The 25,713-nt window shown below is 64.2% G+C and carries 26 protein-coding genes; 12 read left to right on the top strand and 14 right to left on the bottom strand.

Translation table 11 applies throughout. From position 1 onward, the window contains the following. Positions 1-25: 25 nt before the first annotated feature. The 5 genes from queA to coaD all read right to left on the bottom strand — a co-directional run bounded on the left by queA (position 26) and on the right by coaD (position 3,256). Positions 26-1,123, bottom strand: coding sequence for a tRNA preQ1(34) S-adenosylmethionine ribosyltransferase-isomerase QueA (gene queA, locus ALC15_RS31095; protein ID WP_050630583.1), 1,098 nt, complete (start codon positions 1,121-1,123; stop codon positions 26-28). A 136-nt stretch (positions 1,124-1,259) separates the two neighbouring features. Further along, positions 1,260-1,724, bottom strand: a complete 465-nt coding sequence (locus ALC15_RS31090; RefSeq protein WP_016846097.1) for a peptidylprolyl isomerase — start codon at positions 1,722-1,724, stop codon at positions 1,260-1,262. Next, positions 1,700-2,140 carry a hypothetical protein gene (locus tag ALC15_RS31085; RefSeq protein WP_050630582.1) on the bottom strand — a complete coding sequence of 147 codons (441 nt, stop codon included), beginning with the start codon at positions 2,138-2,140 and terminating at the stop codon, positions 1,700-1,702. The genes ALC15_RS31090 and ALC15_RS31085 overlap by 25 nt, the downstream gene beginning before the upstream one ends. A 6-nt stretch (positions 2,141-2,146) precedes the next feature. Next, positions 2,147-2,710, bottom strand: coding sequence for a peptidylprolyl isomerase (locus tag ALC15_RS31080; protein WP_050630581.1), 564 nt, complete (start codon positions 2,708-2,710; stop codon positions 2,147-2,149). 48 nt (positions 2,711-2,758) lie between these two features. Further along, entirely contained in the window at positions 2,759-3,256 is a 498-nt protein-coding gene (coaD, locus tag ALC15_RS31075; RefSeq protein WP_050630580.1) for a pantetheine-phosphate adenylyltransferase, read from the bottom strand. A 267-nt stretch (positions 3,257-3,523) separates the two neighbouring features. Between coaD and ALC15_RS31070 the strand changes: the two genes are divergently transcribed. The 4 genes from ALC15_RS31070 (at position 3,524) to ALC15_RS31055 (ending at position 7,880) form a co-directional block, all read left to right on the top strand. Beyond that, a complete protein-coding gene (locus ALC15_RS31070) occupies positions 3,524-3,781 on the top strand; it encodes a hypothetical protein (RefSeq protein ID WP_050630591.1) in 258 nt (85 codons plus the stop codon). Between the two features lie 204 nt (positions 3,782-3,985). Then, on the top strand, positions 3,986-5,884 hold the full coding sequence (locus ALC15_RS31065) for a potassium transporter Kup (RefSeq protein ID WP_050630590.1): 1,899 nt from the start codon (positions 3,986-3,988) through the stop codon (positions 5,882-5,884). A 320-nt stretch (positions 5,885-6,204) separates the two neighbouring features. Further along, positions 6,205-6,963 carry an SDR family oxidoreductase gene (locus tag ALC15_RS31060; protein WP_050630579.1) on the top strand — a complete coding sequence of 253 codons (759 nt, stop codon included), beginning with the start codon at positions 6,205-6,207 and terminating at the stop codon, positions 6,961-6,963. After that, on the top strand, positions 6,960-7,880 hold the full coding sequence (locus tag ALC15_RS31055; protein WP_050630578.1) for a sigma-70 family RNA polymerase sigma factor: 921 nt from the start codon (positions 6,960-6,962) through the stop codon (positions 7,878-7,880). Before ALC15_RS31060 ends, ALC15_RS31055 begins: the two co-directional genes overlap by 4 nt. Positions 7,881-8,021: 141 nt before the next feature. Here the strand turns inward: ALC15_RS31055 and gyrA are convergent, their stop codons facing one another. The 3 genes from gyrA to ALC15_RS31040 form a co-directional block, all read right to left on the bottom strand. After that, complete coding sequence (gene gyrA, locus ALC15_RS31050; protein WP_050630577.1) at positions 8,022-10,751, bottom strand: DNA gyrase subunit A; 2,730 nt, start codon at positions 10,749-10,751, stop codon at positions 8,022-8,024. Positions 10,752-10,963: 212 nt separating this feature from the next. Beyond that, positions 10,964-11,362, bottom strand: a complete 399-nt coding sequence (locus ALC15_RS31045; protein ID WP_050630576.1) for a DUF2306 domain-containing protein — start codon at positions 11,360-11,362, stop codon at positions 10,964-10,966. 252 nt (positions 11,363-11,614) lie between these two features. Then, positions 11,615-12,106, bottom strand: coding sequence for a single-stranded DNA-binding protein (locus ALC15_RS31040; protein WP_021081257.1), 492 nt, complete (start codon positions 12,104-12,106; stop codon positions 11,615-11,617). 448 nt (positions 12,107-12,554) lie between these two features. Here ALC15_RS31040 and ALC15_RS31035 point away from each other — a divergent pair, with 448 nt between their 5' ends. From ALC15_RS31035 to ALC15_RS47990, 5 genes are all read left to right on the top strand, one after another. Further along, positions 12,555-13,298, top strand: a complete 744-nt coding sequence (locus ALC15_RS31035) for an outer membrane protein (protein ID WP_050630589.1) — start codon at positions 12,555-12,557, stop codon at positions 13,296-13,298. A 405-nt stretch (positions 13,299-13,703) separates the two neighbouring features. Further along, positions 13,704-14,363, top strand: coding sequence for an outer membrane protein (locus ALC15_RS31030; protein WP_050630588.1), 660 nt, complete (start codon positions 13,704-13,706; stop codon positions 14,361-14,363). Positions 14,364-14,692: 329 nt separating this feature from the next. Continuing rightward, positions 14,693-17,680 carry an excinuclease ABC subunit UvrA gene (uvrA, locus tag ALC15_RS31025; RefSeq protein WP_050630587.1) on the top strand — a complete coding sequence of 996 codons (2,988 nt, stop codon included), beginning with the start codon at positions 14,693-14,695 and terminating at the stop codon, positions 17,678-17,680. A gap of 2 nt (positions 17,681-17,682) precedes the next feature. Beyond that, positions 17,683-18,201, top strand: coding sequence for an AlbA family DNA-binding domain-containing protein (locus ALC15_RS31020; RefSeq protein WP_094194215.1), 519 nt, complete (start codon positions 17,683-17,685; stop codon positions 18,199-18,201). Between the two features lie 321 nt (positions 18,202-18,522). Then, positions 18,523-19,245 (top strand): cytochrome c oxidase assembly factor Coa1 family protein, encoded by a 723-nt coding sequence (locus ALC15_RS47990; protein ID WP_094194214.1) that lies wholly within the window; start codon positions 18,523-18,525, stop codon positions 19,243-19,245. A 138-nt stretch (positions 19,246-19,383) separates the two neighbouring features. Here ALC15_RS47990 and ALC15_RS31015 read toward each other — a convergent pair whose 3' ends face one another. Together ALC15_RS31015 and ALC15_RS31010 are read right to left on the bottom strand one after the other, a co-directional pair. Further along, on the bottom strand, positions 19,384-19,752 hold the full coding sequence (locus tag ALC15_RS31015) for a VOC family protein (protein ID WP_050630574.1): 369 nt from the start codon (positions 19,750-19,752) through the stop codon (positions 19,384-19,386). Between the two features lie 129 nt (positions 19,753-19,881). Continuing rightward, positions 19,882-20,214, bottom strand: a complete 333-nt coding sequence (locus tag ALC15_RS31010) for a PRC-barrel domain-containing protein (protein WP_050630586.1) — start codon at positions 20,212-20,214, stop codon at positions 19,882-19,884. 218 nt (positions 20,215-20,432) lie between these two features. On the opposite strand from ALC15_RS31010, the gene ALC15_RS31005 reads away from it, so the two are divergent. Beyond that, the gene (locus tag ALC15_RS31005) at positions 20,433-20,993 is read left to right on the top strand and encodes a hemerythrin domain-containing protein (RefSeq protein ID WP_050630573.1); all 561 of its coding nucleotides are present in this window, start codon (positions 20,433-20,435) and stop codon (positions 20,991-20,993) included. A 153-nt stretch (positions 20,994-21,146) separates the two neighbouring features. Next, positions 21,147-21,551, top strand: coding sequence for a c-type cytochrome (locus ALC15_RS31000; RefSeq protein WP_244486335.1), 405 nt, complete (start codon positions 21,147-21,149; stop codon positions 21,549-21,551). A gap of 254 nt (positions 21,552-21,805) precedes the next feature. Here the strand turns inward: ALC15_RS31000 and ALC15_RS30995 are convergent, their stop codons facing one another. From ALC15_RS30995 to ALC15_RS30985, 3 genes are all read right to left on the bottom strand, one after another. After that, positions 21,806-22,744 (bottom strand): YVTN family beta-propeller repeat protein, encoded by a 939-nt coding sequence (locus ALC15_RS30995; RefSeq protein WP_050630572.1) that lies wholly within the window; start codon positions 22,742-22,744, stop codon positions 21,806-21,808. A gap of 2 nt (positions 22,745-22,746) precedes the next feature. After that, entirely contained in the window at positions 22,747-23,286 is a 540-nt protein-coding gene (locus ALC15_RS30990) for an SRPBCC family protein (protein WP_050630571.1), read from the bottom strand. A gap of 133 nt (positions 23,287-23,419) precedes the next feature. Beyond that, positions 23,420-24,184 carry an AAA family ATPase gene (locus ALC15_RS30985; RefSeq protein ID WP_050630570.1) on the bottom strand — a complete coding sequence of 255 codons (765 nt, stop codon included), beginning with the start codon at positions 24,182-24,184 and terminating at the stop codon, positions 23,420-23,422. Between the two features lie 82 nt (positions 24,185-24,266). Between ALC15_RS30985 and ALC15_RS30980 the strand changes: the two genes are divergently transcribed. Then, positions 24,267-24,590, top strand: a complete 324-nt coding sequence (locus ALC15_RS30980) for a hypothetical protein (protein ID WP_094194213.1) — start codon at positions 24,267-24,269, stop codon at positions 24,588-24,590. 243 nt (positions 24,591-24,833) lie between these two features. Here ALC15_RS30980 and ALC15_RS30975 read toward each other — a convergent pair whose 3' ends face one another. Next, positions 24,834-25,709, bottom strand: coding sequence for a PCC domain-containing protein (locus ALC15_RS30975; RefSeq protein WP_050630568.1), 876 nt, complete (start codon positions 25,707-25,709; stop codon positions 24,834-24,836). Positions 25,710-25,713: the final 4 nt, after the last annotated feature.

Below are 25,713 nucleotides of genomic sequence, written 5' to 3'. Positions count from 1 at the left end.
CGAAGCCGTAACCCACCCTGCGCCGCTACAAATCTGAGTCTCCGTGCGGCTCACGCGCCCGAAACAACAGGCACGCATCGCCGTAGGAATAGAACCGGTAGCCGTCCCTGATCGCATGCGCGTAGGCGTTCTGCATGGTCTCGAGGCCTGAGAAGGCCGAGACCAGCATGAACAGCGTCGAGCGCGGCAGGTGGAAATTGGTCAGCAGGATATCGACCGCGCGGAAGCGATAGCCCGGCGTGATGAAGATCGAGGTTTCCGCGGCGAACGGCTGGACCTTGCCGTCCGGTGTCGTCGCACTCTCCAGCAGCCGCAGCGACGTGGTGCCGATCGCGACGATCCGGCCCCCCTTTGCGCGCGCGGCATTCAGGGCCGCTGCAGTCTCGGCGGTGATGCGGCCCCACTCGGCATGCATCTTGTGCTCGGAGGTTTCGTCCACCTTCACCGGCAGGAACGTCCCTGCCCCGACATGCAGCGTCAGCCGATGCAGCGTGACGCCGCGATCGCGCAGCGCGGCTTCCAGCGCCGGCGTGAAATGCAGCCCCGCCGTCGGCGCCGCCACCGCGCCCTCATTGGCGGCGAACATGGTCTGGTAGTCGCTGACGTCCTGGTCGTCGGGCGTGCGCTTGGAGGCGATGTAGGGCGGCAGCGGCGTGGCGCCGACATCCGCGATGGCCTGGTCGAGCACCGGGCCATGGAACGAGAATGACAGCGTCACCTCGCCCTCCTGCCCCTTGGCCTCGACCTCCGCATCGAGATTGCCGAGCAGGCAGACCTTGCCCTCATTGCCGAAGCGGATGGTGTCGCCCGGCGCGAGCTTCTTCGCCGGCTTCACCAGCGCCTGCCAGCGCGAGCCGTCGAGCCGCTTGATCAAGGTCGCCTCGATCTTGGGCTCGGTCTCGCGGCCGATGCGGCGGCCCTTGAGCTGTGCCGCGATCACCTTGGTGTCGTTGACGACGATCTGATCGCCCGGCTCCAGCCAGTGCGGCAGGTCGGCAATGGTGGCGTCGCGCAGCACGCCGTCCGGATGCACCACCAGCATCCGCGCGGCATCGCGCGGGCTCGCGGGCCGGAGCGCGATGCTCTCGGGCGGCAGGTCGAAATCGAAGAGATCGGTGCGCATGGCATACCCGCCACGAGGTTCCGGGGCGATGCGCAGCATCGAACCCGGAACCTCGAGATTGCGGCGCGAGATTCTCGGTGCGCAATTGCGCACCTGAGGGTTCACGCTCCGCGTGCCCCGGAATGACGCGAGTGACTTACGCCGCGTCGGCGGCCATGCGCGCCTTGACGATCTTGTCCGGATCCTTGACCGGCTCGCCGCGCTTGATCTTGTCGACGTTCTCCATGCCCTCGGTGACCTTGCCCCAGACCGTGTACTGGCCGTTGAGGAAGGAGGCGTCGTCGAAGCAGATGAAGAACTGGCTGTCGCCGGAATCCGGGTTGGCGGCGCGGGCCATCGAGGCGGTGCCGCGGACATGCGGCTCCTTGTTGAACTCGGCCTTCAGCTTCTTGCCGGAGCCGCCCATGCCGGTGCCCTGCGGGCAGCCGGTCTGCGCCATGAAGCCGTCGATCACGCGGTGAAACACGATGCCGTCGTAGAAGCCCTCGCGCACCAGCTCCTTGATCCGCGCGACGTGACCGGGTGCGAGATCCGGACGCATCTCGATCGTGACCGGGCCCTGGGTGGTTTCGAGGATCAGAGTATTTTCGGTAGCAGCCATGCTCGCTTCTCCTGGCTTCGGGGTGGATATTTCTTATTCCTGAACGGGATCGCGAATGGGCGGCCAGCCACTGCACCGCCCAGGCTCTCGGAAAATGGCATCGGCGTGCAGCGTTGCAACGCCTCCATCACCGCGACCCGGTACGCAATCCGGTCGTTGTCGGTCGCTTCCTGCGATTCATAGCTGATCCTGGGATGTCCGAGGATCGCGCCCTCGCGGTTGAAGCTGACAATGACGGTAATGTCGATCGGGCCTGCCTTGTCCGGCGGCGGCGGTCGCCAGCAGCGGTGGATCGCAAGTACAACGTCCCTGATCGAATTGAGTTGCTCCGGCTCGGCCGCCGCCGCTCCGGACAGCGCGAGCCATGCCACGAGCGGCGCGGCGAACCAGGCGAGTGGCTTGCTGCGCGCCGCCATCGCGGATCACTTGATGTCGGATGCGACCTGCACCTTCACCATCTTGTCGGGATCGGTGACGGCGCCGCCGGGGGAGCCCGCGGACGCCTTCTTCAGCTTGTCGACCACATCCATGCCCGACACCACCTCGCCGACTACGGTGTATTGCCCGTTCAGGCTCGGCCCGTCGGCGAACATGATGAAGAACTGCGAATTGGCGCTGTCGACGCTGTCGCCGCGCCGGGCCATGCCGACGATGCCGCGCTTGAACGGGACCTGCGAGAATTCCTGCTTCAGGTTCGGATATTTCGAGCCGCCGGTGCCGTTGAAGTTCTGGCCGTCGCCGGTCTGCGCCATGAAGCCGTCCATCACGCGATGGAACGGCACGTTGTTGTAGAAGCCCTCGCGCGCCAGCTGCTTGATGCGCTCGGCATGCTTCGGCGCGATGTCGGTGCGCAGCTTGATGACGATGCGGCCCTTGGTGCTGTCGATCACGATCGCATTGGCCTTGTCGAGATTGGCGGGCAGCGGCTGCGCGACCGCGGGCACGACGCAGAGCAGCGCGGCAACGAATGCAAGAATGCGGATCATGGAAACTCCGGATCTCTGTAACGTTCGGGATGTGGCAGGCCGCCGGGATCAGCCGGCGAACTTGGCCTTCAGGCTAGCGGCGACTGATGACGGCACGAATGCAGAGAAGTCGCCGCCCATCTGGGCGATTTGGCGCACCAGTGTGGCGGTGATCGGGCGGACCGCGACCGACGCCGGAACGAACACGGTATGCACCTCGGGCGCCATGGCCTCGTTCATGCCGGCCAGCTGCATCTCGTAGTCGAGATCGGTGCCGTCGCGCAGGCCGCGAATCATCAGTGTCGCCTTGGCCGCGCGCGCCGCCGCGACCGTGAGGTTGTCATAGGTCGCGCTTTCGAAGGCGCAGCCCGCCTTCTGGGCGATGGGGCCGAACACCTCATGGACCATGGCCAGCCGTTCCTCGGTGGAGAACAGCGGCTTCTTGCCGGGATGAACGCCGATGGCGACGATCAGGCGGTCGCAGAGGAAGACGGCCTGTCTCACCACGTCCAGATGGCCGTTGGTGACGGGATCGAAGGAGCCAGGATAGATCGCGATACGGGACATGGTCCCTCCTAACCCGCCCGGCTCGCCCCGGCAAGCCGCCCGGGTTCCCTCGACCGCGCGAAATAAATTCCGGCTCGCCCAGTGAACGAGCCCTGGGATGCCAGCGTCTACGAGGGTGAATGTTTCGTCGGCCGCTGGCGGACGAAACAAAGCCGGCCCGCGACGAAACCATTTTCGACCCTGGCGAAGACACCAGGAAACGCACGGCCGGTAGACATTGGACAACGAAACGACGGGCCCGGGGGGCTCGTTCATATGGGGACCGTCATGATCAAGGCACTTTCCGCTATCGCCGTTGCCGCGTTCATTGCCGCCGCGCTGACCGTTCTGCCGGGCTTTGCGCCGCAGGTCGAAGCCTCCACCCCGCAGCCGCTGGCCAAGGCGGACCGTCTCGACATCCACCCGGTCGGCAAGGACTGCTCGCAGCAGGCCTGGCCGAACTTCGAGGCCTCCTGCCTGCGCAGCGCCGGCAACAAGACGGTGGTCCGCGAGGCCCGTCTCGTCACTGCCGACCGCACCCCGTAGAACAAATTTCCAGGCGAGACGGATAACGGTTCGCGCGGAGACCGCGCGCAGCAACAAATCGTTCAGCCTCGCGTAAGGTCAGGCTGTCACGCAAATCCCATGGTAATTTGCGACGTCCCGTCGCAGACTATCGTCTAACGCGCCCGACCGGATGATCCGGCGGGCGCTAGCCATCGGGGGATTGCCGTGACCAGTACACCCGCCATCGTTTCTTCCGGCCATCCTCCAAGCAGTCCGATCCCTGTTGCCGTCACATTGGGTGCCCTGGGCGTCGTCTATGGCGACATAGGCACCAGCCCCCTCTACGCGCTGAAGGAAGCTGCCAAGGCCGCTGCGCATGGCGGTCCACTCACCCAGAGCGCAGTGCTCGGCGTGGTCTCGTTGATCCTGTGGGCGCTGATCCTCATCATATCAGTCAAATACGCCATGCTGATCCTGCGCGCGGATAACCGCGGCGAAGGCGGCATCGTCGCGCTGCTGGCGCTGCTCTCGGCGCGCAATGCGGCGCCCGGCACCTGGCGCTCCCATCTTCTGGTGGTCGGCCTGATCGGCGCCGCCCTGCTCTATGGCGACGGCGCGATCACGCCGGCAATTTCGGTGCTGTCGGCGATCGAAGGTCTGAAGGTCGACGCGCCCTCACTGACGCCGGCGGTGGTGCCGCTCACCGTCGTGATCCTGATCGGCCTGTTCTTCATGCAGAAGCAGGGCACGGGCTTCATCGGCAAGATATTCGGGCCGGTGATGCTGTTCTGGTTCGCCGTGCTCGCGGCGCTCGGCATTCATGGCATCGTCAAGGCGCCCGGCGTGCTGGTCGCGCTGAGCCCGTTCTATGCGTTCGATTTCCTGATCCATCAGGATTTCCACGTCAGCTTCGCCATCCTCGGCGCCGCATTCCTCGCCGTCACCGGCGGCGAGGCGATGTATGCCGACATGGGGCATTTCGGCCGCTTCCCGATCCGGCTGGCCTGGTTCGCGATCTGCCTGCCCGCGCTGGTGCTGAATTATTTCGGCCAGGCCGGCGAACTGATCAACGACCCGAACTCGATCGACAACCCGTTCTTCCAGCTTGCCCCGGACTGGGCGCATTACCCGCTCGTGCTGCTCGCGACCCTCGCCACCGTGATCGCCTCGCAGGCCATCATCTCCGGCGTGTTCTCGCTGACCCAGCAATCGATCCAGCTCGGCTTTCTGCCGCGGATGCACATCCAGCACACCACGAGCGATGCGATCGGACAGATCTACGTGCCGCTGGTGAACTGGCTGCTCGCGGCGGGAACGCTCGGCGCGGTGCTCGCCTTCGGCACCTCGGACGCACTCGCCGGCGCCTACGGCATCGCGGTGTCGCTGCTGATGGCGATCACCACGCTGCTCGCCGCGCTGGTCGCGATCCAATGGGGCTATTCGCCGATCCTCGTGATCGCGGTGAACGGCTTCTTCTTCATCATCGACGCGATCTTCTTTGCGGCAAACACCGAGAAACTGTTCGAAGGCGGCTGGTTCCCGCTGCTACTCGCCGCTGCGGTGGCGTTCCTGATGATGACCTGGCGCGGCGGCGTGAAGCTGGTCGAGAAGGCACGCGCCAAGCTGCGACAGCCCGAAGAGGATCTGATCGAGACCGCGGTCAACAAATGCAGCGCCCGCCTGCCCGGCACCGCCGTGTTCCTGGCATCGGCCCCCAGGGGAGTGCCGCTCGCGCTGACTCAATTCGTCAAGCACAATCACGTGCTGCATGAGCGCGTGCTGCTGGTCACCGTGCAGATCGAGGAGCTGCCACGCATCTCCGACGAGGACCGCGCCGAGGTCATGGAGATCAGCCCAGGCATCACCCGCATCATCCTGCACTATGGCTTCATGCAGTACCCGACGATCTATGAGGGGCTGCAGCTCACCTGCCGGCAGGGCAAGCTCCCTGGCATCGACCTCTCCGATGTGACCTATTACATCGGCCGCGAGACCATCATCCCGCGCGAGGACGTCCCGGGCATGTGGGTGTGGCGGGAATCGCTGTTCGCGTTCCTGCAGCGCAACGCCGAGCGCTCCGCAGCCTTCTTCGGCGTGCCGACCGGCCAGGTCGTGGAGTTCGGCACGGAGATCGAGATTTAGCACCGGACGCATGTGAGCAGTTCATTGGAGCCGGCGGCGCATGCGCTGCCGCCTCCGGACCAACGCCTGGCCAGGGCGGAACGTGACACTCGGTCTCGCCGCGATGCTGTTGTGGCCGGCCTTCACGTCGCTTTCCTACTGCTGACATTCTAAGCGCCATGTCACCCAGAAGAGGCGCGCTCATCCTGGGCCACAACTGGCTTTCGCGCGTCCCACGATCCGCCACTTCAGCTCAAACGCTGGAGCTCTGGTGCTATTAGTTCTGACTCTTTTCGGTGGTCTCGATCGTCTTGGCTTCATACGGACATGGGAGCCAGCAGATGAGCCTCGAGAAAAAAGTCGCAGTCGTCACCGGTGGGAGCCGCGGTCTCGGCCTAGGCCTGGTCGAAGCGCTTGTTGCCGAAGGCGCGAAAGTCACGGTCGTTGCACGCGGAACGGACTCGCTCAAGGCCGTCCGCGACCGGCTTGGCGTAGCAACGATCTCGGCGGACGTGACCGATCGCGCCGCCGCCAATCGCATCCTCTCCGACATCAAGCCGGATATTCTGGCGCTCAACGCCGGCATCACGCCGCCGATGGGCCGACTGGATCAATTGAGCTGGGAGGATTTTTCCGCCGTTTGGGAAACGGACGTCAAGGCGGGCCTGTTCTGGCTTCAGGCCGCCCTCAATCTCCCGATGAAGCCGGGCAGCACGGTTCTCGTGGGATCGAGCGGCGCCGCTGTCACGGGATCGCAGATGTCGGGCGGTTACGGCGGTTCCAAGCGAATGCTATGGTTCATGGCCAAGTATGCCAACGGTATTTCGCAGGAGCTCAATCTCGGCATCCGTTTTCAGGCCATCGTGCCACGGCAGATGATCCTCGGGACCGGGATCGGAGATGCCGCTGCCGGTGCCTATGCGGGCTCGATGGGGATTACGCCGGAACAGTTCGTCGCGCGCTTCGGCGCCCCCATGCCGCCCCGGAAATTCGGTGATCTGGTGATTTCAATTTTGAAGGACCAGCAATACGCCGACGGCATCGTGTTCGGACTCAACGGCGATGCCGGCGTGACCGTGATGGAGGGAGCGGCAGCTTGACCGGCGGTGAAGACCATTCGAGCACCAATCGGTGGGCCGCGCTTCTTGCACTCGCTGAGGAATTGCGGCCCGAGCTGCACCGCTATTGTTCGCGTCTGGTGGGCTCGGTGATCGAGGGCGAGGACGTCGTCCAGGACACCTTCGCCAAGGCCTTCGTCGCCCTGGAAGCAATGACCGAATTGCCCCAACTTCGCGCGTGGCTGTTCCGCATCGCTCATAACCGTGCCCTCGATGTCTTGCGCAGCAAGGCCATTCGCGCAGCCGAACCGATCGAGGCGGCGTACGATGTTGTCGACGGAGCAAGCCCTGATCCTGTGGAGCAGTTGATGCATCAGGAAGCGGTGCGGACAGCGGTATCGCGCTTTGCGGAGCTGCCAATTCTGCAACGCAGCGTGATCATCCTGAAGGATGTCCTCGATGAGCCCCTCGCCGACATCGCCTCGCTGCTCGATCTCAGCGTCGATGCCGTGAAGGCGCATCTTGCGCGGGGGCGTTCGCGCCTTCGTGAGATCAAAGCAGCCGCACCCCGGCCGCCGGACGCGAGATCGCCCTCCGCAGCGGTCATGCGGTATGTCACCCTGTTCAACCAGAAGGATTGGGACGGGTTGCGCGCGATGCTGGCGGATGACGTGAAACTCAATCAATCGGCTCACGCCGTCCGGACAGGACGGACGGATGTCGGGATGTTCTTCAGCATCTACGCGAAACATGACCGGGTGCGGCTGGCACCCGCCTGGCTGGAGGGCCGCGAAGTTATTGCGGTGTTCGAGGACGGCATGGAGACCAAGCCGAGCTACTTCATGTGGCTCGAGTGGCGCGGCGACGAAATTACGTTCATCCGCGACTACCGGTACGTCCGCTACATCATGGCGGACGCGGAGCTCACAGTCTCAACCGACAGCGGAACGCAAGCGTAGAGCACGGCGCGTCCCGGCCGACGGTCGTGCACAGTATGCGACTGCGGACAGGCCGAGACGCAATGTAACCCGACCCGATTGCTCCGGGGTGTAGCCTTGCAGCCCTCCCCGAAGCTCTTCGCGACCAAATCCGCGCGTCCGCTAGCCGCCGTTGCCGTTCTCGCCGTTTTCCTCTTCCGGAATATGCTCGACCGAGACCACGTGCTCGTCCTCGGCGGTGTCGAACACGATGACGCCCTGGGTCGAGCGGCCGGCGACGCGGATGTCGGCCACCGGGCAGCGGATCAGCTGGCCCTTGTCGGTGACCAGCATGATCTGGTCGGCGTCCTCGACCGGGAACGACGCCACCAGATTGCCGTTGCGGTTGTTGACGCTCATCGCGACGATGCCTTTGCCGCCACGGCCGGTGGTGCGGTACTCGTAGGACGAGGTCCGCTTGCCGTAGCCGTTGACGGAAACCGTCAGCACCACCTGCTCGGCCGCCGACAGCTCGGCATAGCGCTCCTGCGACAGCTGGATCGCATCATTCGCCGTCTCCTCACCCTCGGTCTCGACCGGCTCTTCGGTCGTGGCCTCGCCGGCCACCGCGCGGCGCATCTTCAGATACGCCGAACGTTCGTCCGATGTGGTCTCGACATGGCGCAGGATCGCCAGCGAGATCAGCCTGTCGGCCTCGGCCAGCGCGATGCCGCGCACGCCCATCGATGTGCGGCCGGTGAAGACGCGGACGTCGGGGACCGGGAAGCGGATGCACTGACCGCCGGCGGCGGTCAGCAGCACGTCGTCGCGCTCGGTGCAGATCTGCACGTCGACGATCGCCTCGCCCTCCCCGAGCTTCATCGCGATGATGCCGGAGCGGCGGACATCGACGAAGTCGGACAGCTTGTTGCGGCGAACGGTGCCGCTGGTCGTCGCGAACATCACGTCGAGATTGCCCCAGGAGGATTCGTCCTCCGGCAGCGGCATGATCGTGGTGATGCGCTCGCCCTGCTCCAGCGGCAGGATGTTGATCAGCGCCTTGCCGCGCGCGTTGGGCGCCGCCATCGGCAGCCGCCAGACCTTCTCCTTGTAGACCTGGCCGCGCGAGGAGAAGAACAGCACCGGCGTGTGCGTGGAGGCGACGAACAGGCGGGAGACGAAATCCTCGTCGCGGGTCTGCATGCCGGCGCGGCCCTTGCCGCCGCGGCGCTGCGCCCGGTAGGTCGACAGCGGCACGCGCTTGACGTAGCCGGCATGCGACACGGTGACGACCATGTCCTCGCGCTGGATCAGGTCCTCGTCCTCGACCTCGCCTTCCTGCTCGATGATCTGGGTCTTGCGCGGTGTCGCGAACTGCTGCTTCACCTCGGCGAGCTCGGTCTTGACGATGCCCTGCACCCGCGCACGCGAGCGCAGGATGTCGAGATAGTCGGCGATCTCGGCCGCGAGCTTGTCGAGCTCTTCGGAAATCTCGTCGCGCCCGAGCGCGGTCAGGCGCTGCAGCCGCAGATCGAGGATGGCCCTCGCCTGCTCCATCGACAGCCGCAGCGTGCCGTCCTCGTTGATGCGATGCCGGGGATCGTCGATCAGCGTGATCATCGCCTCGACGTCCCGCGCCGGCCAGTCGCGCGACATCAGGGTGTCGCGCGCGGTGTTCGGATCGGGCGAGGTCCGGATCACGCGGATCATCTCGTCGATATTGGCAACCGCGATGGCGAGGCCGACCAGGATGTGGGCGCGGTCGCGCGCCTTGCCGAGCAGGAACTTGGTCCGGCGGGTCACCACCTGTTCGCGGAACGCGACGAAGATGGTGAGCAGATCCTTCAGCGTCATCGTCTGCGGACGACCGGAATCCAGCGCCAGCATGTTGGCGGGGAAGTTGGTCTGCAGCGGCGTGAACCGGTAGAGCTGGTTCAGCACCACATCGGGCACCGCCTCGCGCTTCAGCTCGATCACGACGCGATAGCCGTCGCGGTCGGACTCGTCGCGGAGATCGCCGATGCCCTCGATCTTCTTCTCCTTCACGAGGTCGGCGATGCGCTCGACCATCGTGGCCTTGTTCACCTGATAGGGAATCTCGGTGATGATGATCGCTTCGCGGTCCTTGCGGATGGTGTCGATCGTCACCTTGCCGCGCATCACGATCGAGCCGCGGCCGAGATGATAGGCCGAGCGGATGCCCTGGCGGCCCAGGATGATGCCGCCGGTCGGGAAATCGGGGCCCGGGATGATGTCGATCAGTTCGTCGATCGAGAGCGCCGGGTTGTCGATCAGCGCCACGCAGGCGTCGACGACCTCGCCGAGATTGTGCGGCGGGATATTGGTCGCCATGCCGACGGCGATGCCGCCGGCGCCGTTGACCAAGAGGTTCGGGAACCGGGCCGGCAGGACCGACGGCTCCTGCTCGGAATTGTCGTAGTTCGGCTGGAAATCGACGGTTTCCATGTCGATGTCGGCCAGAACGGCGAGCGCCGCCTTGGTCAGCCGCGCTTCGGTATATCGGTAGGCCGCCGGCGGATCGCCGTCGATCGAGCCGAAATTGCCCTGGCCGTCGATCAGCGGCACGCGCAGCGAGAAGTCCTGCGCCATGCGGACCATCGCGTCGTAAATCGACTGGTCGCCATGAGGATGGTATTTACCGATCACGTCACCGACGACGCGGGCGGATTTGACGTATTTCTTGTCCGGCGTGTGCCCCTGCTCATGCATCGAATACAGGATGCGCCGGTGCACCGGCTTGAGCCCGTCGCGCGCATCGGGCAGCGCACGCGACACGATCACGCTCATCGCGTAATCGAGGTAGGACTTCTTCATCTCGTCGAGAATGGAAACGGGACGAATGTCAGAGGGCACCGGCGGCTCGCCGGGCTTGTCATCTTCGTTATCGGACAAAGGGGAAATCCGGTCAGTTTTACTCGGGAATCATATAGCCCATCGGGGGCCTGATAACCACCCCAGCGCGGTCCCGGCAAGCCGTTTTTCCCTTCGTTTTTTCATGCACTTACCAGCCGCATCGCAGACTTGCCGCGGGCCAGCTTCGCGCCGCGATCGCCGGCTGGCCGGGACCGGATGGAACCGGCCTCGCGACGCCCTCAATCGCCCAATCAGTGGCCGAAAATCACGGCGTGCATGATCCGCCCGGGCATCAAGGTGAACAGCCCGGCAATGACCAGCGCGCCGAAGAAAATGCCGATCATCGTGAACTTGTGGCTGCGGGCATTGTGGCTCCGCGCAGCCGTCACGCCGAGCACCAGCATGGCCAGCGAGAAGACCGACAGCAGGTGGATCGGGCTCCACGGCCCGACCAGGCGGATCTGATGGATCCAGAACGAGCTCCCGGCGACCACCAGCATCAGGATCACCCAGATCCAGCCCAGCGTCCGGTGCGGCAGCGTGCCCTTGGGTGCGGCGAGCTGGATGGAGCCGAGCACGAAGGCGGCCATCGCGGCGAAGGCATGGAGCGGGATCGCAGGCGCGGCGTCGAGCAGTGGCGCGAGGCTCATGGTGGCGGCCCTCGGGTGAAGCGCGCGGCCAGTCATCACCCGCCGCAGGCCAATGTAAATATCATTTACATCAGCCTGTGTCAAAGTCAGGGGAACTTGCGTCAGCCGCCCCCAGAAATTGAATACTGGACAATCAACTCTGCAGTTATCCTCATAATCCACATCAGGATCATGCCACCGTGCATCACAGCCCCACTCCGGGAAATGAATCTTCACGGAGCGGCGGCATGAGTGCGGGAATGCGACGTTCGATCAGAACGGGATGTCGTCGTCCATGTCGCTGTTGCGGCTGCCGCCGCCGGCGGCCACCGCGCGCCGCGGCGCCGAGCTGACCGGACCGGACGAGCCGAAGTCGCTGCCGCCGTCATCGGAGAAGCTGCCGCCTCCGCCGCCCCGCCCGTCGAGCATGGTCAGGTTGGAGTTGAAGCCCTGCAGCACGACTTCGGTCGAGTACTTCTCGACGCCGGACTGGTCGGTCCATTTGCGGGTCTGCAGCTGACCCTCGATGTACACCTTGGCGCCCTTCTTCAGATACTGCTCGGCGACCTTGCAGAGGCCCTCGTTGAAGATCACGACGCGGTGCCACTCGGTCTTTTCCTTGCGCTCGCCGGTGCCCTTGTCGCGCCAGGTCTCCGAGGTGGCGATGGACAGGTTTGCGATCGGACGGCCGTCCTGCGTCCGCCGGATTTCCGGATCCTTGCCGAGGTTTCCCACCAGGATCACCTTGTTCACGCTTCCTGCCATCGCATCATCTCCACTCAAAAACCGGGCGTCCGGACATCGGCCGCCGCTCTCAACCTTCGCCACTTACATCGCAGGCGTCGTGGATGACCCTATACGCCGGTGCCGGCTCGCCGCCTTTGCCCTCGCGCGGTTATCCACGATATTCGAGATATAGCATCGCAGCCGATCATGTTCCAGTTTTGTTCGCCACAACCTGCCGTAGCAGCGGCGAATGGCGATGGAACGGCGGCCGATTTCGATCCCGGCCGCTCGCGGGTTCGATCACTCGTTAAAAATACAAGACAAATCAATCGCTTGCCTCAACCCCACTTCTTCCGCGAGTGTGGCTTTTGGGAGACGGCGCTTCCGGTTGAATCAGCGTATAGCTACCACCCATGACGCGGGCGCTCGCGTCTGAGATCGGCTTCGGGACAAGTTGGAAGCCGATCGGGGAGCTGGGAGATTGATGATGAAGAAGTTTTTGCTCGGTACGGTTGCCCTGATTGCGTTCGCCGCGCCTGCTGCGGCCGCCGACCTCGCGGCGCGCCCCTACACCAAGGCGCCGCCGATGATTGCCGCCGTCTATGACTGGAGCGGCTTCTACATCGGCGCCAACGGCGGCTGGGGCTCGAGCCACAATTGCTGGGACCAGGTCCCGGGCGGCCTCTTCATTGGATCGGATGGTTGCCATGACGCGACCGGCGGCGTCGCCGGTGGCCAGATCGGCTATCGCTGGCAGGCCGGCGCCTGGGTGTTCGGCCTCGAGGCGCAGGGCGACTGGGCTGACCTGAAGGGCAGCAACGGCAGCGCGATCTTCCCGGGCCTCTTCACCAACCAATCCAAGATCGACGCGTTCGGCCTGTTCACCGGCCAGATCGGCTACGCCATCAACAACGTGCTGCTCTACGCCAAGGGCGGTGCGGCGCTGACCGACAACCGCTTCAACACCTACTTCACGCCGACCGGCGTGCTCGCCGGCAGCGCCAGCGACACCCGTTGGGGCGGCACCATCGGCGCCGGCATCGAAGTCGGCTTCGCGCCGAACTGGACCGCCGGTGTCGAGTACGACCACCTGTTCATGCAGGACAAGACCTACAACCTCACCACCCCCGCCGGCGCGCTGTTCAGCAGCATCCGCGACCGCCAGGACGTCGACCTCGTCACCGTCCGCGTGAACTACAAGTGGGGTGGCCCGGTGGTTGCGCGGTACTGATCGCGCGATCCGGTTTGATCCAGACCAAAGGCCGGCCTCGCGCCGGCCTTTTTGTTTGCCTCGTCTTGTTTGCCTCGCGGGTTTGAATTGCCGGGCCGGCCTGCGTGCGGCCGGCGGATCAACTACCACTTCAGTTCGCCAAGCCCGGTGGTGCCAGCGAAATACTGAGTTACCTGCGGCCGCGCGCCGCACCTGTGCAGCGAACACAAGAGCCGGCCGTGTGTCGGCGCTTTCGTTGCGGACAAGCGCACGGCTCGCATGGGCCGTTTTCCGTGCATTGTGGTTTCACGGATACACAACTTCCAAGATTTCTATGTAGAAACACGTGAGCGTCGCACGACACTGCTGTGACGTTCCCTTCAATGTTTGAAGGGACAACAAGAAAATGGGACTGGGACTTTGAAAATCAGGAATGTTTTGCTGGCCTCGGCCGGCATGTTTGCCCTCAGCGCAATTGCACCGGCAATGGCCGCTGATCTCGCCGCACGCGGCCCCTACGTGAAGGCTCCGCCGCCGGTCGCGATCTACAACTGGACCGGCTTCTACATCGGCGGCTTCGGCGGCTATGCCAGCGAGGATTCCGGCAATCCGAAGATGGAAGGCGGCTTCGCCGGCGGCACCATCGGCTACAACTGGCAGGCCGGCAACATCGTGTACGGCATCGAGGCCGACGGCGGCTGGGCTGACGTCAACGCCTCCGCCTCCGCGTTCGGCATCACTGCGACGAGCAAGATCGACGCGCTCGGCACCGCCCGCGGCCGCATCGGCTTCGCGGTCGACAAGGTGCTGTTCTACGGCACCGGCGGCTATGCCTGGGTCGACAACAAGCTCACCCTCAGCGCGGGCGGCGTGAGCGCCTCGCAGAGCAACTTCCACTCCGGCTGGACCGTCGGCGCCGGCATCGAGGCGTTCATCGCGCCGCAGTGGTCGATCAAGGGCGAGTACCTGTATCGCAGCCTCGGCGGCGAGACCTACTTCGGCGTTCCGTCGGCCGACATCAACCTGCACAGCGTCCAGTTCGGCGTGAACTATCACTTCGGCGGCCCGATCGTCGCGAAGTACTAAGAGAAAGACAGACCACAAGGTCTCGGAAAGGCCGGCCTCGCGCCGGCCTTTTTGCGTCAAAGCGTTTTCGAGCGAAGCCTGTCCCGGACTTGATCCGGGATGGATCCCGGTTCGCGTCAGGAAAACGCGTCAAAACAGAAATCTGGAACCGAACCTGCTGACGGCTGCTGCCAACAGCCAAACTATCCGTTGATGGACGCCATTCAGCACTGGAAATTGTCGGCCGTTCTTCCTACGTTCCAGTCTTCACACCCCATCGGCGCAAGCTCCCGGCATCACCGGCGATGCGCGCCCAAAAGGCGCCCAAGCATGCGCCCGGAACCGTCGCAATGGATGAAGTGCTCAAGGCGAAGCGCCAAAACAACGCCGGCTCCTCATCGCGCGCCATCACCATCCGCGGCGCGCGCGAACACAATCTGAAGAACATCGACGTCGAGATTCCGCGCGACAAGCTCGTGGTGTTCACCGGCCTGTCCGGATCCGGCAAGTCCTCGCTCGCATTCGACACCATCTATGCCGAAGGCCAGCGCCGCTACGTCGAGTCGCTGTCGGCCTATGCGCGGCAATTTCTGGAGATGATGCAGAAGCCCGACGTCGACCAGATCGACGGCCTGTCGCCGGCGATCTCGATCGAGCAGAAGACGACGTCGAAGAATCCGCGCTCCACCGTCGGCACCGTCACCGAGATCTACGACTACATGCGCCTGTTGTGGGCGCGGGTCGGCGTGCCCTATTCGCCGGCAACGGGACTTCCGATCGAGAGCCAGATCGTCTCGCAGATGGTCGACCGCGTGCTGGCGCTGCCCGAAGGCACCCGCCTCTATCTGCTGGCGCCGGTCGTGCGCGGCCGCAAGGGCGAGTACAAGAAGGAGCTCGCCGAATATCTCAAGAAGGGCTTTCAGCGCGTCAAGATCGACGGCACCTTCCATGAGCTGTCGGAGGCCCCCAGCCTCGACAAGAAATTCCCGCACGACATCGACGTCGTGGTCGACCGCATCGTGGTGCGCCCCGACCTCGCCCAGCGCCTCGCCGAAAGCTTCGAGACCGCGCTGAAGCTCGCCGAGGGCCTCGCGGTGATCGAGTATGCGGACGCGCCCGCCGCGGCCGCGCAAGACGAGAAGAAAGAGGACAAGAAGAAGACGGCAAAGATCCACGACAAGAGCGGCCCCGAGCGCATCCTGTTCTCGGAGAAGTTCGCCTGCCCCGTGTCCGGCTTCACGATCCCGGAGATCGAGCCGCGCCTGTTCTCGTTCAACAATCCCTATGGCGCGTGCCCGGCCTGCGGCGGCCTCGGCGTCGAGCAGCATATCGACGAGGACCTGGTCATCCCCGACAAGGAGCTGACCCTGCGCAAGGGCGCGATCGCTCCCTGGGCGAAGTCGTCCTCGCCCTATTACATCCAGACCCTGACCGCGCTCGGCAAGCATTACAAGTTCACGCTCGACACCAAGTGGAAGGACCTGACCAAGAAGGTCCAGAACGCGCTGCTGCACGGCTCCGGCGACGACGAGATCAAGTTCTCCTATGAGGACGGCGTCCGCTCCTACGACACCAAGAAGCCGTTCGAGGGCGTCATCACCAACATCAACCGCCGCTACCGCGAGACCGAGAGCGAGTGGGCGCGCGAGGAGCTCGGCAAGTATTTCTCCGACGTACCCTGCGAAGGCTGCCACGGCCACCGGCTGAAGCCGGAGGCGCTGTGCGTCAAGATCGGCGGCAAGCATATCGGCGAGATCTCGGAGCTCTCGGTGAAGCGCGCCGGCGAGTGGTTCGAGACGGTGCCGGAGGCGCTGAATGCGCAGCAGAACGAGATCGCGGCGCGCATCCTCAAGGAGATCCGCGAGCGCCTGACCTTCCTGCTCGACGTCGGCCTGAACTATCTGACGCTGTCGCGCTCCTCGGGCACGCTGTCCGGCGGCGAGAGCCAGCGCATCCGCCTGGCCTCGCAGATCGGCTCCGGACTGACCGGCGTGCTTTATGTGCTGGACGAGCCCTCGATCGGCCTGCACCAGCGCGACAATGCCCGGCTGCTCGACACACTGAAGCGGCTGCGCGACCTCGGCAACACCGTGGTCGTGGTCGAGCATGACGAGGACGCGATCCGGCTGGCCGACTATGTGCTCGACATCGGCCCCGGCGCCGGCATGCATGGCGGCCACATCGTCGCCGAGGGCACGCCCGACCAGATCATGCGCAACCCGAAATCGCTGACCGGCAAGTATCTGACCGGCGAGCTTTCGGTCCCGATTCCCGACCGGCGGCCGCCGAACCACCGGCGCACCATCAAGGTCGTCAACGCCCGCGGCAACAATCTGAAGAACGTCTCGGCCGAGATCCCGCTCGGCTTGTTCACCTGCGTCACCGGCGTCTCCGGCGGCGGCAAGTCGACCTTGCTGATCGACACACTCTACAAGTCGATCGCGCGCAAGCTGAACAACGCCAGCGAAGGCGCCGCGCCGCACGACCGCATCGAGGGCCTCGAGCACATCGACAAGATCATCGACATCGACCAGTCGCCGATCGGCCGCACCCCGCGCTCCAACCCCGCGACCTATACCGGCGCCTTCACCCCGATCCGCGAATGGTTCGCCGGCCTGCCGGAGGCGAAGGCGCGCGGCTACGAGCCCGGGCGCTTCTCCTTCAACGTCAAGGGCGGCCGCTGCGAGGCCTGCCAGGGCGACGGCGTCATCAAGATCGAGATGCACTTCCTGCCCGACGTCTACGTCACCTGTGACACCTGCAAGGGCAAGCGCTACAACCGCGAGACGCTGGAGGTGCTGTTCAAGGGCAAGAGCATCGCCGACGTGCTCGACATGACGGTCGAGGAAGCCGCCGAGTTCTTCAAGGCGGTACCGCGCGTGCGCGAGACCTTCCAGACCCTGCACCGCGTCGGCCTCGACTACATCCATGTCGGCCAGCAGGCCACCACGCTGTCCGGCGGCGAAGCCCAGCGCGTCAAGCTGGCAAAGGAATTGTCAAAGCGCGCCACCGGCCGCACGCTCTACATCCTGGACGAGCCGACCACCGGCCTGCACTTCCACGACGTCGCAAAACTGCTCGAGGTGCTGCACGAGCTGGTCGCCCAGGGCAACACGGTGGTGGTGATCGAGCACAATCTCGAAGTCATCAAGACCGCCGACTGGGTGATCGACCTCGGCCCCGAAGGCGGCGACGGCGGCGGCGAGATCGTCGCCTGGGGACCGCCGGAGGACATCGTCAAGGCGCCGAGGAGCTATACCGGCAAGTTTTTGGCACCGGTGCTGAAGAAGGCGAACAGCAAGCCGCGGAAGAGCTCAGCGAGCGAGGCGGCGGAGTAGTCGTGGCAATTGAAATAACTTCGATCTCAACTGCACAGTTCGCTGATCTGTTGGATCGTGGTGAAGGGCATTTCCTTGACTTTAAGGCGAAAGAGGTCTCTCCGGCAAAACTGACGAAATCTCTCTCAGCTTTTGCGAATGCGGACGGTGGCGAACTCTTCATTGGGGTGCTGAATAGCGGGGCATTCGCGGCAAAACGCTGGTCGGGATTTTCAGATGCGGAGGCCGCCAACGGGCACATCCAAGCCTTCGAACAGTTCTTCCCACTTGGGACTTACTTCAAGTACCAATTTCTGAAATGCGAAGGCCTACCCGGACTCGTACTCCACTGTGAAGTTCTGAAAACGCCCGACATTCGCGCCGCGAGTGACGGCGTCATGTATCTTCGGAGAGGCGCACAAAATCTGCCACAGACTACTGAGGGGCAGATATCGAGGCTCAAATTCAATAAGGGGATACCCGACCGTCCTCAAGCGAAAACAGGCTATCAGAAAGGACCGAACTTTCCGAAAGCGCGATAGATCAATTTGAAGCCCGGATAAGCGAAGCGACATCCAGGACTGTCGGCGGGACACGTTGGCCGCTCCCGCATGGTGGGTGCTCAGCACGCCGCCGGTCTTGATGATGGGCGTACGCCACCGCTCCTTGTGTTTGGCAAATAGTATACGCCGGTCATTCCGAAGAGCCAACGAAGCAAGTAGCCCGGATGAGCGAAGCGACATCTGGGGAGCAAAATGCGATGGACCGCCAACGAGCGGCAATCCTTGATTACGCTCAATCTAAGGTTACTCTTCCTATAGTTTGGCGCCACCTAGGGCGTCGCTTTGAGACGAGATGCGAAGATGAGTGGACCACGTGTTCCACCTCTCGATCCGAGAGTGGTCCCGCCAGAAATCGACCGCTGGAATTGGGGCGCATTCTTGCTCTCTTGGATATGGGGTGTTGGAAATAACACCTTTATTGCATTCCTAACGTTCGTTCCTTTTGTGGGCGTGGTCATGAGCTTCATGCTCGGGTTCAAAGGGAGCCAATGGGCGTGGCGCAACAAACGATGGGATAGCGTCGAGCATTTCAAGCGCGTGCAACGTTCGTGGGCAAGGTGGGGCGCAGTTCTCTGGATTGGCTCAATAGTGCTAGTCGGCAGTGCCTTGGGCTGGAGCCTCTATTCCCTCGGGCATTCTAAACCTTACGAGCTGGGCGCATTCGAACTACGGTTAAGCGCTAGAGCAGTCGATATCCTCGGCCAACCGATATCCACCGGCTTCCCTGTCGGTTCAATCTCGATCCCTAGTGCAGAGGGGCGCGCTATTCTCAGCTTCTCAGCGACGGGACCAAAGGCCAATGGGCGTGTTTTTCTCGAGGCACTCCAAAAAAGCGGAGTGTGGTCCTTGAGTCGACTCACACTTAAGGTCAACGGACGTGACGGCGTATTAGATCTCCTGGTCGTGCCAACGAGCGGTAAAAATGCGTTGGACCGCGCTCGGCCGGGGGCAGGTGTAAAGTGCGGAGGGTCCTTCTTCCCCGGAGGGCTTGGGGCCGTTCCAGGGATCAATTGCGACAAATAGCAACTAGCCCGCATGAGCGAAGCGATATGCGGGGTTTATCAGCCGGACACGCCGACTGGTCCCGCATGTCGCGAAGCACGCCATCGGGCGCGCGTTCGCGCAACCCGTTGGCTTTTACGGGCGACAACGATCGCTCCTTCACGTGCCCCGGTAGGTGGCGATTTGCCAGATGTTTGCCCAGGCATCCCGGACCATCGCGCGTCTGTCGCCATAGGGCGTATCCGCAGGAGTTTCGATCGATTCAGCGCCTGCAGCGATCGCACGCCGATAGGTCTCGTCCGTGTTCTCAACATAGACGTAGAGGAAGGCCGGCATGGCGTCACGCACGCTTCCGCCGTCGCTGATCAGGATGATCGAGTCTCCGATGCGGACTTCTGTTGGCGCGCCGGACCGGACTTCGCCTTCGGCACCGAAAACATCTCGCAGGAATCCAGCGAGCCCGATGAGGTCACGCGTGACAATTCTCGGGATGACGGAAGGCCAGCCGACGGGTTTGTATTGGGTCATGTGCCTGACTTTGACTCAGTAGGTAGCCCGCATGAGCGAAGCGATATGCGGGTCTATCGGCCGGACAGCTTCACTGCTCCCGCATGTCGCTTCGCTCATGCGGGCTACAACACCGCCCTCGCCTCCGCGCTACACCGCCCAATAGTTCGGGTGCGTATACGACTGCGAGCGGTCGCCCCAGTCGAATTCGTCGCCGTCGAACTCGGACGGCCCGGCGCGCAGATCCTCCAGCGTCACCTCGGCCTCGAACGCCTGCCGCGCCGGATCGAAGTGCAGTGCGGTCCATCTGACGGGATAGTGGTGATGGCTGCTCAGCACGCCGCCGGTCTTGATGATGGCGTAGGCCACCGTTCCGCTCACCTTGTCGAGCATCAGCCGCTCGATCGAACCGAGTTTTGAACCGTCGCGCCCGAAGACGCAGACATGCTCGACCCGGTCACTGGGCACCAAGGTATGATGCATGGCATCCTCCCTGTTTTCCTCGTATTTGCCGCGGATCATACGCCCCTCGGCCTGTTGAGCCAACCGGCAAACCCCGCCGCGGTGACCGGCTCGGGCGCATTCAGGCAGTGCTTTGCGTGAACCATCGAGCAGATTCGGGCTGCGCCTTGATCCAGCGCAAAGTTCGCGACGGTCTTTTCGTCTATTGATTAATCTAGTCTCCTGCCTGGATCAGCGCCATGATCATCGACATTCTGTCCCGGGAACACCGCAACATCGAGCGACTGCTCAACGTTCTCGAGCATGAGCTGGATATTTTCGATCACGCCGCGCCGGACTACGAAGTGATCGGCAGCATCATCGCCTATTTCGAGGTCTACACGGAGCTCTACCATCATCGCCAGGAAGATCTGATCTTCGCCAGGCTCAGGCAGCGCGATCCTGCGGCCGCGGCGAAAATGGGCGATCTCGCGCGCGAGCATCAGAAGGGCTCCGATGGCCTGCACCGCGTCGCCCATGCGGTTGCCAATGTCCGCGCAGGCGGCGAGATTCCGCGCGAGAACGTCGACGCGGTCATCCGCGATTTCCTGGCGTACGAGCGGCGGCACATCATGATGGAAGACCGCGATTTCTTCCCAGCCGCGGTCAAGGCACTGACGCCGCAGGATTGGGCCGACATCGCGTCCACCCTCTCGCCGCACAAGGACCCGTTGTTCAGCGATGCGACCGAGGCGCGGTTCGATGTGCTGCGCGCCCATATCATGGAGCTCGAGAAGGAGGCTGAAGCCGAGCGGCATTAGAGAACCGGAAAAGTCGAAACCGGTTCTCCCGCGCGACAAACGCGGAACGCGTTCGCGCGAAGATCAATGCTCAAACCAGGAAGTTGGATCGACCCGACATCCCGCCACCCGACATCCCGCCAATTGCAATCCAAACTGTTTCCGGAGAAATTCATGATGGGGACGAAATTCGCCGCGGCCTGCGCCGTCGGCAGCATGACGCTCGCCACCGCCCTGCTCGCGACATCGGCTGCGCCGGCCTGGGCCCTCGATGGTGACCCGATCGCGGGCCAGGCCATCTTCCAGCGCATTTGCCAGAACTGCCATTCGATCGATGTCGGCGTGAACAAGGTCGGCCCGAGCCTGTGGCACGTCGTCGGCCGCCAGCCGGCGTCGGTCCAGGGGTTTGACTATTCGGACGCGATGCGCGGCAACAAGACGCCTTGGGACGTGACGGCGCTGGATTCCTATCTCGCCGACCCCCGCGGCGACGTCCACGGCGTGAAGATGTTCTTCAAGGGGCTCGGCGACGCCCGCGACCGCGCCGACGTCATCGCCTATCTGCAAACCAAGCAGTGAGTCTCGGTATCGGGAGGCGGCTGGCAACTCGCCCGGATGCGCGAAGCGATATCCGGGCTGGTCGATCGGACGGATTGACCGCTCCCGCTTGTCGCGAAGCCCTTCCAGCGGGGCGCGCTCGCGTTATTTCGGAATAATAGAAACGTATCGCTGATTTGCCCGACGTGTCAAGCCGCTTGTTGTCCGACTGCCGACGGCAACCTGCTCCTTTGCATGGGGTTGTTTTCGATATTTTCGGGATGCGTAGCTTTGCCCTACTCCGTCCTCCTCAGGAACGCCCCGAAAGCCCTTGGGCCATCGCCGACCTTGATTTCGCCCGTGACCTTCATCTCGGCGGCATCGATCACGCTGAGCGTGTTGCTCTCCCAGTTCGCGACCACGATGTGCTTGCCGTCGGCGGTCGCCTCGATGCCCTCGGGGTAGTCGCCGACAGTGATCCGCTTCACCGGCTGCAAGGTCGCGAGATCGAACACGCTGACCTTGCCGTCATACTGGTCGGTGACGAAGCCGCGGCCCTGCGCCAGCGCCACCGCATAGGGGCGCAGGCCGACATGGACACGGCCGATTTCGTGCGCGGTCGCGATGTCGATCACCGAGACGTCGTTGGACCCGACATTGGCGGTGTAGGCGCGCTTGCCCTCGGCATCGACGGTGATGCCGAACGGACGGGTGCCGACCTTCACGATCCACCGCCGCTCATGCGTTGATGTGTCTGTTATGGAGACGCTGTCGTCATCGCGGTCGGCCGAGAGCAGCAGCCGCCCGTCCGGCGTCAACGCAAGCCCTGACGGCGATGCGCCGACTGCGAGGCTGGCGACGACCCGCTGCTCCTTCGCGTCGATCACCCGCACCGCCGCGGCGTACCAGTCGGCGACATAGACGGTCGCGCCGTCGGGTGCGACAGCGATGCCGAGCGGCCCGCCGCCGACATCGACCCGGCCGACCACCTTTCGCGCCGACGCGTCGACCACCGTGACCGCCTTGGCGTCCGGGCTCGTCACATAGGCGAAGCGGCCGTCATGGCTGACGGCCACGCCCGCGGGCTTGCCGCCGATCGCGATCGTCGCGAGCGGCTTTGCGGTCGCGAGATCGACCACCGTGAGATCGTCGCTGAGCTGGTTGGTGACGAAGGCCTCTTCGGCGCGCGCACCGCCGAGCCCGGCGAGCAGCGCCAGCAGCGCGACCGCGCGCATGCTCAGCTTCCGCTCTCGATCTTCTTCTTCAGCGCTTCCAGGCCGCCCTTGTAGAGCCCGCTCACCGCCTTGATCGCGGCCTCGTCGTTCAGCTCCGGCGGCGGATCGTTGTTCGGAAAGCCGCGGTAGAACGCGCCGGCCCATTCCAGCTTCGCCTTGCCGCCAGGCGCCGGTGACACCGACAGCGTCGAGGAATAATTGGTGACCGGCAGCACCTTCACGTCGACGGCCGTGATCCGGTACGAATAGCTCATCATCTCGGGCTCGTATTTGTAGAGCTCCTCGTCGATGGTGACGCCGGGCGCCAGCGTCAGCCGCCGCGTCGCGCCGATCTCGTTGCCCTTCTCGCCCTCGGTCTTGCTGACGCCGGCGAGCCAGCTCATGTCCTGGAAATTGCCGATCACCGCCCACACCTTGGCCTGCGGCGCGTCGATCTCGATGGATTCCCGCACCTTCTGGCGGGTGGGCCCATGCGCCCACGCGGCCCCCAACACGGCCAGCGCCGCCACCACGACGCCAGCCCTCGCGATCGTCCGCCTCATCCTTGTCTCCCCATTTTCCGGTCACCACGCCAGGCGCGTGCCGAAGCTTGTTTCGGTATTCTGGACCATATGGAAAGCGGCTTCTTGCACCAGAGCGAAGTCTGAACTTCGCCGTGGGACAAGCCTCTCCGCCTTACTGCTCGATCGCCGCCTCGACGAACCCCTTCGGGTCGTCGCAGAACTCCCGCATGACCTTGAAGTGATCCGTGTCCTTCAGGCTCACCGGTTCGAGGCCATACTTCGCCAGCCGCAGCAGTGTCGCGTCCGGATAGGCCATCAGGACCGGCGAATGCGTGGCCATGATCACCTGGCAGTGGCCGGTGCCGTTCATCCGGTGCAACAGCTTGAGGAATTCGATCTGCCGCGAGGGCGACAGCGCGGATTCCGGCTCGTCGAAGATGAAGATGCCCTGCCGCTGGCAGCGCTCCTCGAAGAAGCGCAGGAAGCCCTCCCCGTGCGAATGCGACAGGAAGTCCGGCGGCAGCCCGCCGGCGTCCCGCGCTGCCTCGTCCAGATACCTCGCGACCGAGAAGAAGCTCTCGGCGCGGAAGAACCAGCCGTTGGTGATCTTTGGCAGCCAGCTCGCGCGCAGCGCCGACGCAAGCGAGCCGCCCATTTTCTCCAGCGCACGGCCATGGTCGACCGCGCGATACCCCTTGCCGCCGCCGGCATCGTCATAGCCGGCCATCACGGCGATGCCCTCCAGCAGCGTCGACTTGCCGGTGCCGTTCTCGCCGACGATGATGGTGATCGCCTTGTCGAAGCCGAGCTCGAATTCGTCACGCAGCAGCGGCAGCACGAACGGATAGGCATCGCGATCGGGAATGCGCTCGGGATCGAGCCAGACGCGCTTCAGATACGGCGCGGGCATGTTGATCGGGCGGTTTCGTCTGGCCATGTGCACGGATCCGGGGAAACAACGGCGGGGCGCCCAGTTTATGATAGGAGCCCTCGGCAATCCTAGATGGTTCGATGTCCCAGTGCCCAGCAAGGCCTATGTCCTCCTCCGCGAGGCAATCCTCACCGAGCAACAGGTCGCCTGCACCTATGACGGCCGGCCGCGCGAGCTGTGCCCGCACATCATCGGCCACAACAAGAGCGGTGAAGAGGTCGTGCTGGCCTGGCAGTTCGCCGGCGCGAGCTCCGGCAAACTGCCGCAATGGCGCTGCCTGCGGCTTGCTCATGTCAGCGACATCAGTCTGCGCAGCGGCCGCTGGCACGAGGGTGGCTCGCATCGCTCCGAACAGACCTGCGTGAGCACGATCGACCTCGACATCAACATCCATGTTCGCAAACGGCGGTGATATCCCCTGCCGCCACGTCGCGAGAATGCGGACCTGTGTCTCACAAGCGACGCCACACCCTCAGTGTCGTCCCGGCGAAGGCCGGGACCCATAACCACAGGGGCGAGATGTCGAAAACAGCTGGTGCCCCAGCGTCGCTCAACCACCACCATTTGGGGTATTGGGTCCCGGCCTTCGCCGGGACGACAGCGGAGGACGCGGCGCGATATCGGCTCCAGCAAATGCAGCAATCGAGGCGACACCCTACGGCCGCTCCGCCTCCTCCAGCACTTCGAGCACCAGCTCCATCGTCATCAGCACCGGATTGTCGCCGCGCACCAGCCGGCCCTCGGCGATGCCGCCGAGATAGTCGACCAGCGCGATGTCGAGCTCGGCGTGCAGCAGGCCGTCTTCGTCGGCCGCGATCTGCCCGGCAGTCACCGCGAGTTCGGTCGCGAACGGCACCACGTTGTGGCCGTCGCTGAAGACCGCGCCGATGGTCGAACCGACCCCGCCATGCAGCCGCGCGCGCAGGATACCGTGGTGGCGGCAGAAGCCTTCCAGGGCGCAGGCGAAATCCTGGTTCGGGCGCAGCCGCAACGCGAAGGCATGGCTGGTGGTCTTCGCACCAGCGGGCGCGCGGGCGACCGGACCGAACAGCTTGAAATTGGTCTCGCTGTCGGGCTCGGCCAGGAAGGTCGCACCGTCGATCCCGAACGCGCTGACCTCGAACGGTTCGGCGATGATGGTCTCGTCGGGGAGCATGTGTCCGCCGTTGAAGCGGCCGTCGCCCTCGGTCCACAATCCGTGGCAATGAAAGAACGGCGCGCCGTCGCGTTCACCGAAGGTCAGCGCCGCGAACTTGAGCCGCGTCAAGCCGTCAGGGCGAAACGTGTCGCTGTAGAACGCCGCGTTGACGCCGTCCTTGGACAGCGCCGGCATCACATAGGCGAACGGCCCGAGCGCCCCGCCCGTCGCGCTCAGCACGCCGCCGGAAAAGCCTTCCGCCGCAAAGCCGCGGCGCACCGCTTCGAGCAAGGGAATGCCGGCCTCGAGCATGAAGGAAAAGGCGCGGCCGCGCGCGGCGACCCATTGGATGCGCTCGGGAAGCGGAGCGCCGGGCTGGGCGATGCTGCGCATCGCT

It is taken from the genome of Bradyrhizobium viridifuturi (genome assembly GCF_001238275.1).
GTDB lineage: Bacteria > Pseudomonadota > Alphaproteobacteria > Rhizobiales > Xanthobacteraceae > Bradyrhizobium > Bradyrhizobium viridifuturi.
This window is presented reverse-complemented; position numbering and strand designations above follow the sequence as displayed.

Coding starts and splice junctions, on each gene's coding strand:
- queA (WP_050630583.1), bottom strand. CDS start 1,123: ATGCGCACCGATCTCTTCGATTTCGACCTGCCGCCCGAGAGCATCGCG.
- ALC15_RS31090 (WP_016846097.1), bottom strand. CDS start 1,724: ATGGCTGCTACCGAAAATACTCTGATCCTCGAAACCACCCAGGGCCCG.
- ALC15_RS31085 (WP_050630582.1), bottom strand. CDS start 2,140: ATGGCGGCGCGCAGCAAGCCACTCGCCTGGTTCGCCGCGCCGCTCGTG.
- ALC15_RS31080 (WP_050630581.1), bottom strand. CDS start 2,710: ATGATCCGCATTCTTGCATTCGTTGCCGCGCTGCTCTGCGTCGTGCCC.
- coaD (WP_050630580.1), bottom strand. CDS start 3,256: ATGTCCCGTATCGCGATCTATCCTGGCTCCTTCGATCCCGTCACCAAC.
- ALC15_RS31070 (WP_050630591.1), top strand. CDS start 3,524: ATGATCAAGGCACTTTCCGCTATCGCCGTTGCCGCGTTCATTGCCGCC.
- ALC15_RS31060 (WP_050630579.1), top strand. CDS start 6,205: ATGAGCCTCGAGAAAAAAGTCGCAGTCGTCACCGGTGGGAGCCGCGGT.
- ALC15_RS31045 (WP_050630576.1), bottom strand. CDS start 11,362: ATGAGCCTCGCGCCACTGCTCGACGCCGCGCCTGCGATCCCGCTCCAT.
- ALC15_RS31040 (WP_021081257.1), bottom strand. CDS start 12,106: ATGGCAGGAAGCGTGAACAAGGTGATCCTGGTGGGAAACCTCGGCAAG.
- ALC15_RS31035 (WP_050630589.1), top strand. CDS start 12,555: ATGAAGAAGTTTTTGCTCGGTACGGTTGCCCTGATTGCGTTCGCCGCG.
- uvrA (WP_050630587.1), top strand. CDS start 14,693: ATGGATGAAGTGCTCAAGGCGAAGCGCCAAAACAACGCCGGCTCCTCA.
- ALC15_RS47990 (WP_094194214.1), top strand. CDS start 18,523: ATGAGTGGACCACGTGTTCCACCTCTCGATCCGAGAGTGGTCCCGCCA.
- ALC15_RS31015 (WP_050630574.1), bottom strand. CDS start 19,752: ATGACCCAATACAAACCCGTCGGCTGGCCTTCCGTCATCCCGAGAATT.
- ALC15_RS31010 (WP_050630586.1), bottom strand. CDS start 20,214: ATGCATCATACCTTGGTGCCCAGTGACCGGGTCGAGCATGTCTGCGTC.
- ALC15_RS31005 (WP_050630573.1), top strand. CDS start 20,433: ATGATCATCGACATTCTGTCCCGGGAACACCGCAACATCGAGCGACTG.
- ALC15_RS31000 (WP_244486335.1), top strand. CDS start 21,147: ATGATGGGGACGAAATTCGCCGCGGCCTGCGCCGTCGGCAGCATGACG.
- ALC15_RS30995 (WP_050630572.1), bottom strand. CDS start 22,744: ATGCGCGCGGTCGCGCTGCTGGCGCTGCTCGCCGGGCTCGGCGGTGCG.
- ALC15_RS30990 (WP_050630571.1), bottom strand. CDS start 23,286: ATGAGGCGGACGATCGCGAGGGCTGGCGTCGTGGTGGCGGCGCTGGCC.
- ALC15_RS30985 (WP_050630570.1), bottom strand. CDS start 24,184: ATGGCCAGACGAAACCGCCCGATCAACATGCCCGCGCCGTATCTGAAG.
- ALC15_RS30975 (WP_050630568.1), bottom strand. CDS start 25,709: ATGCGCAGCATCGCCCAGCCCGGCGCTCCGCTTCCCGAGCGCATCCAA.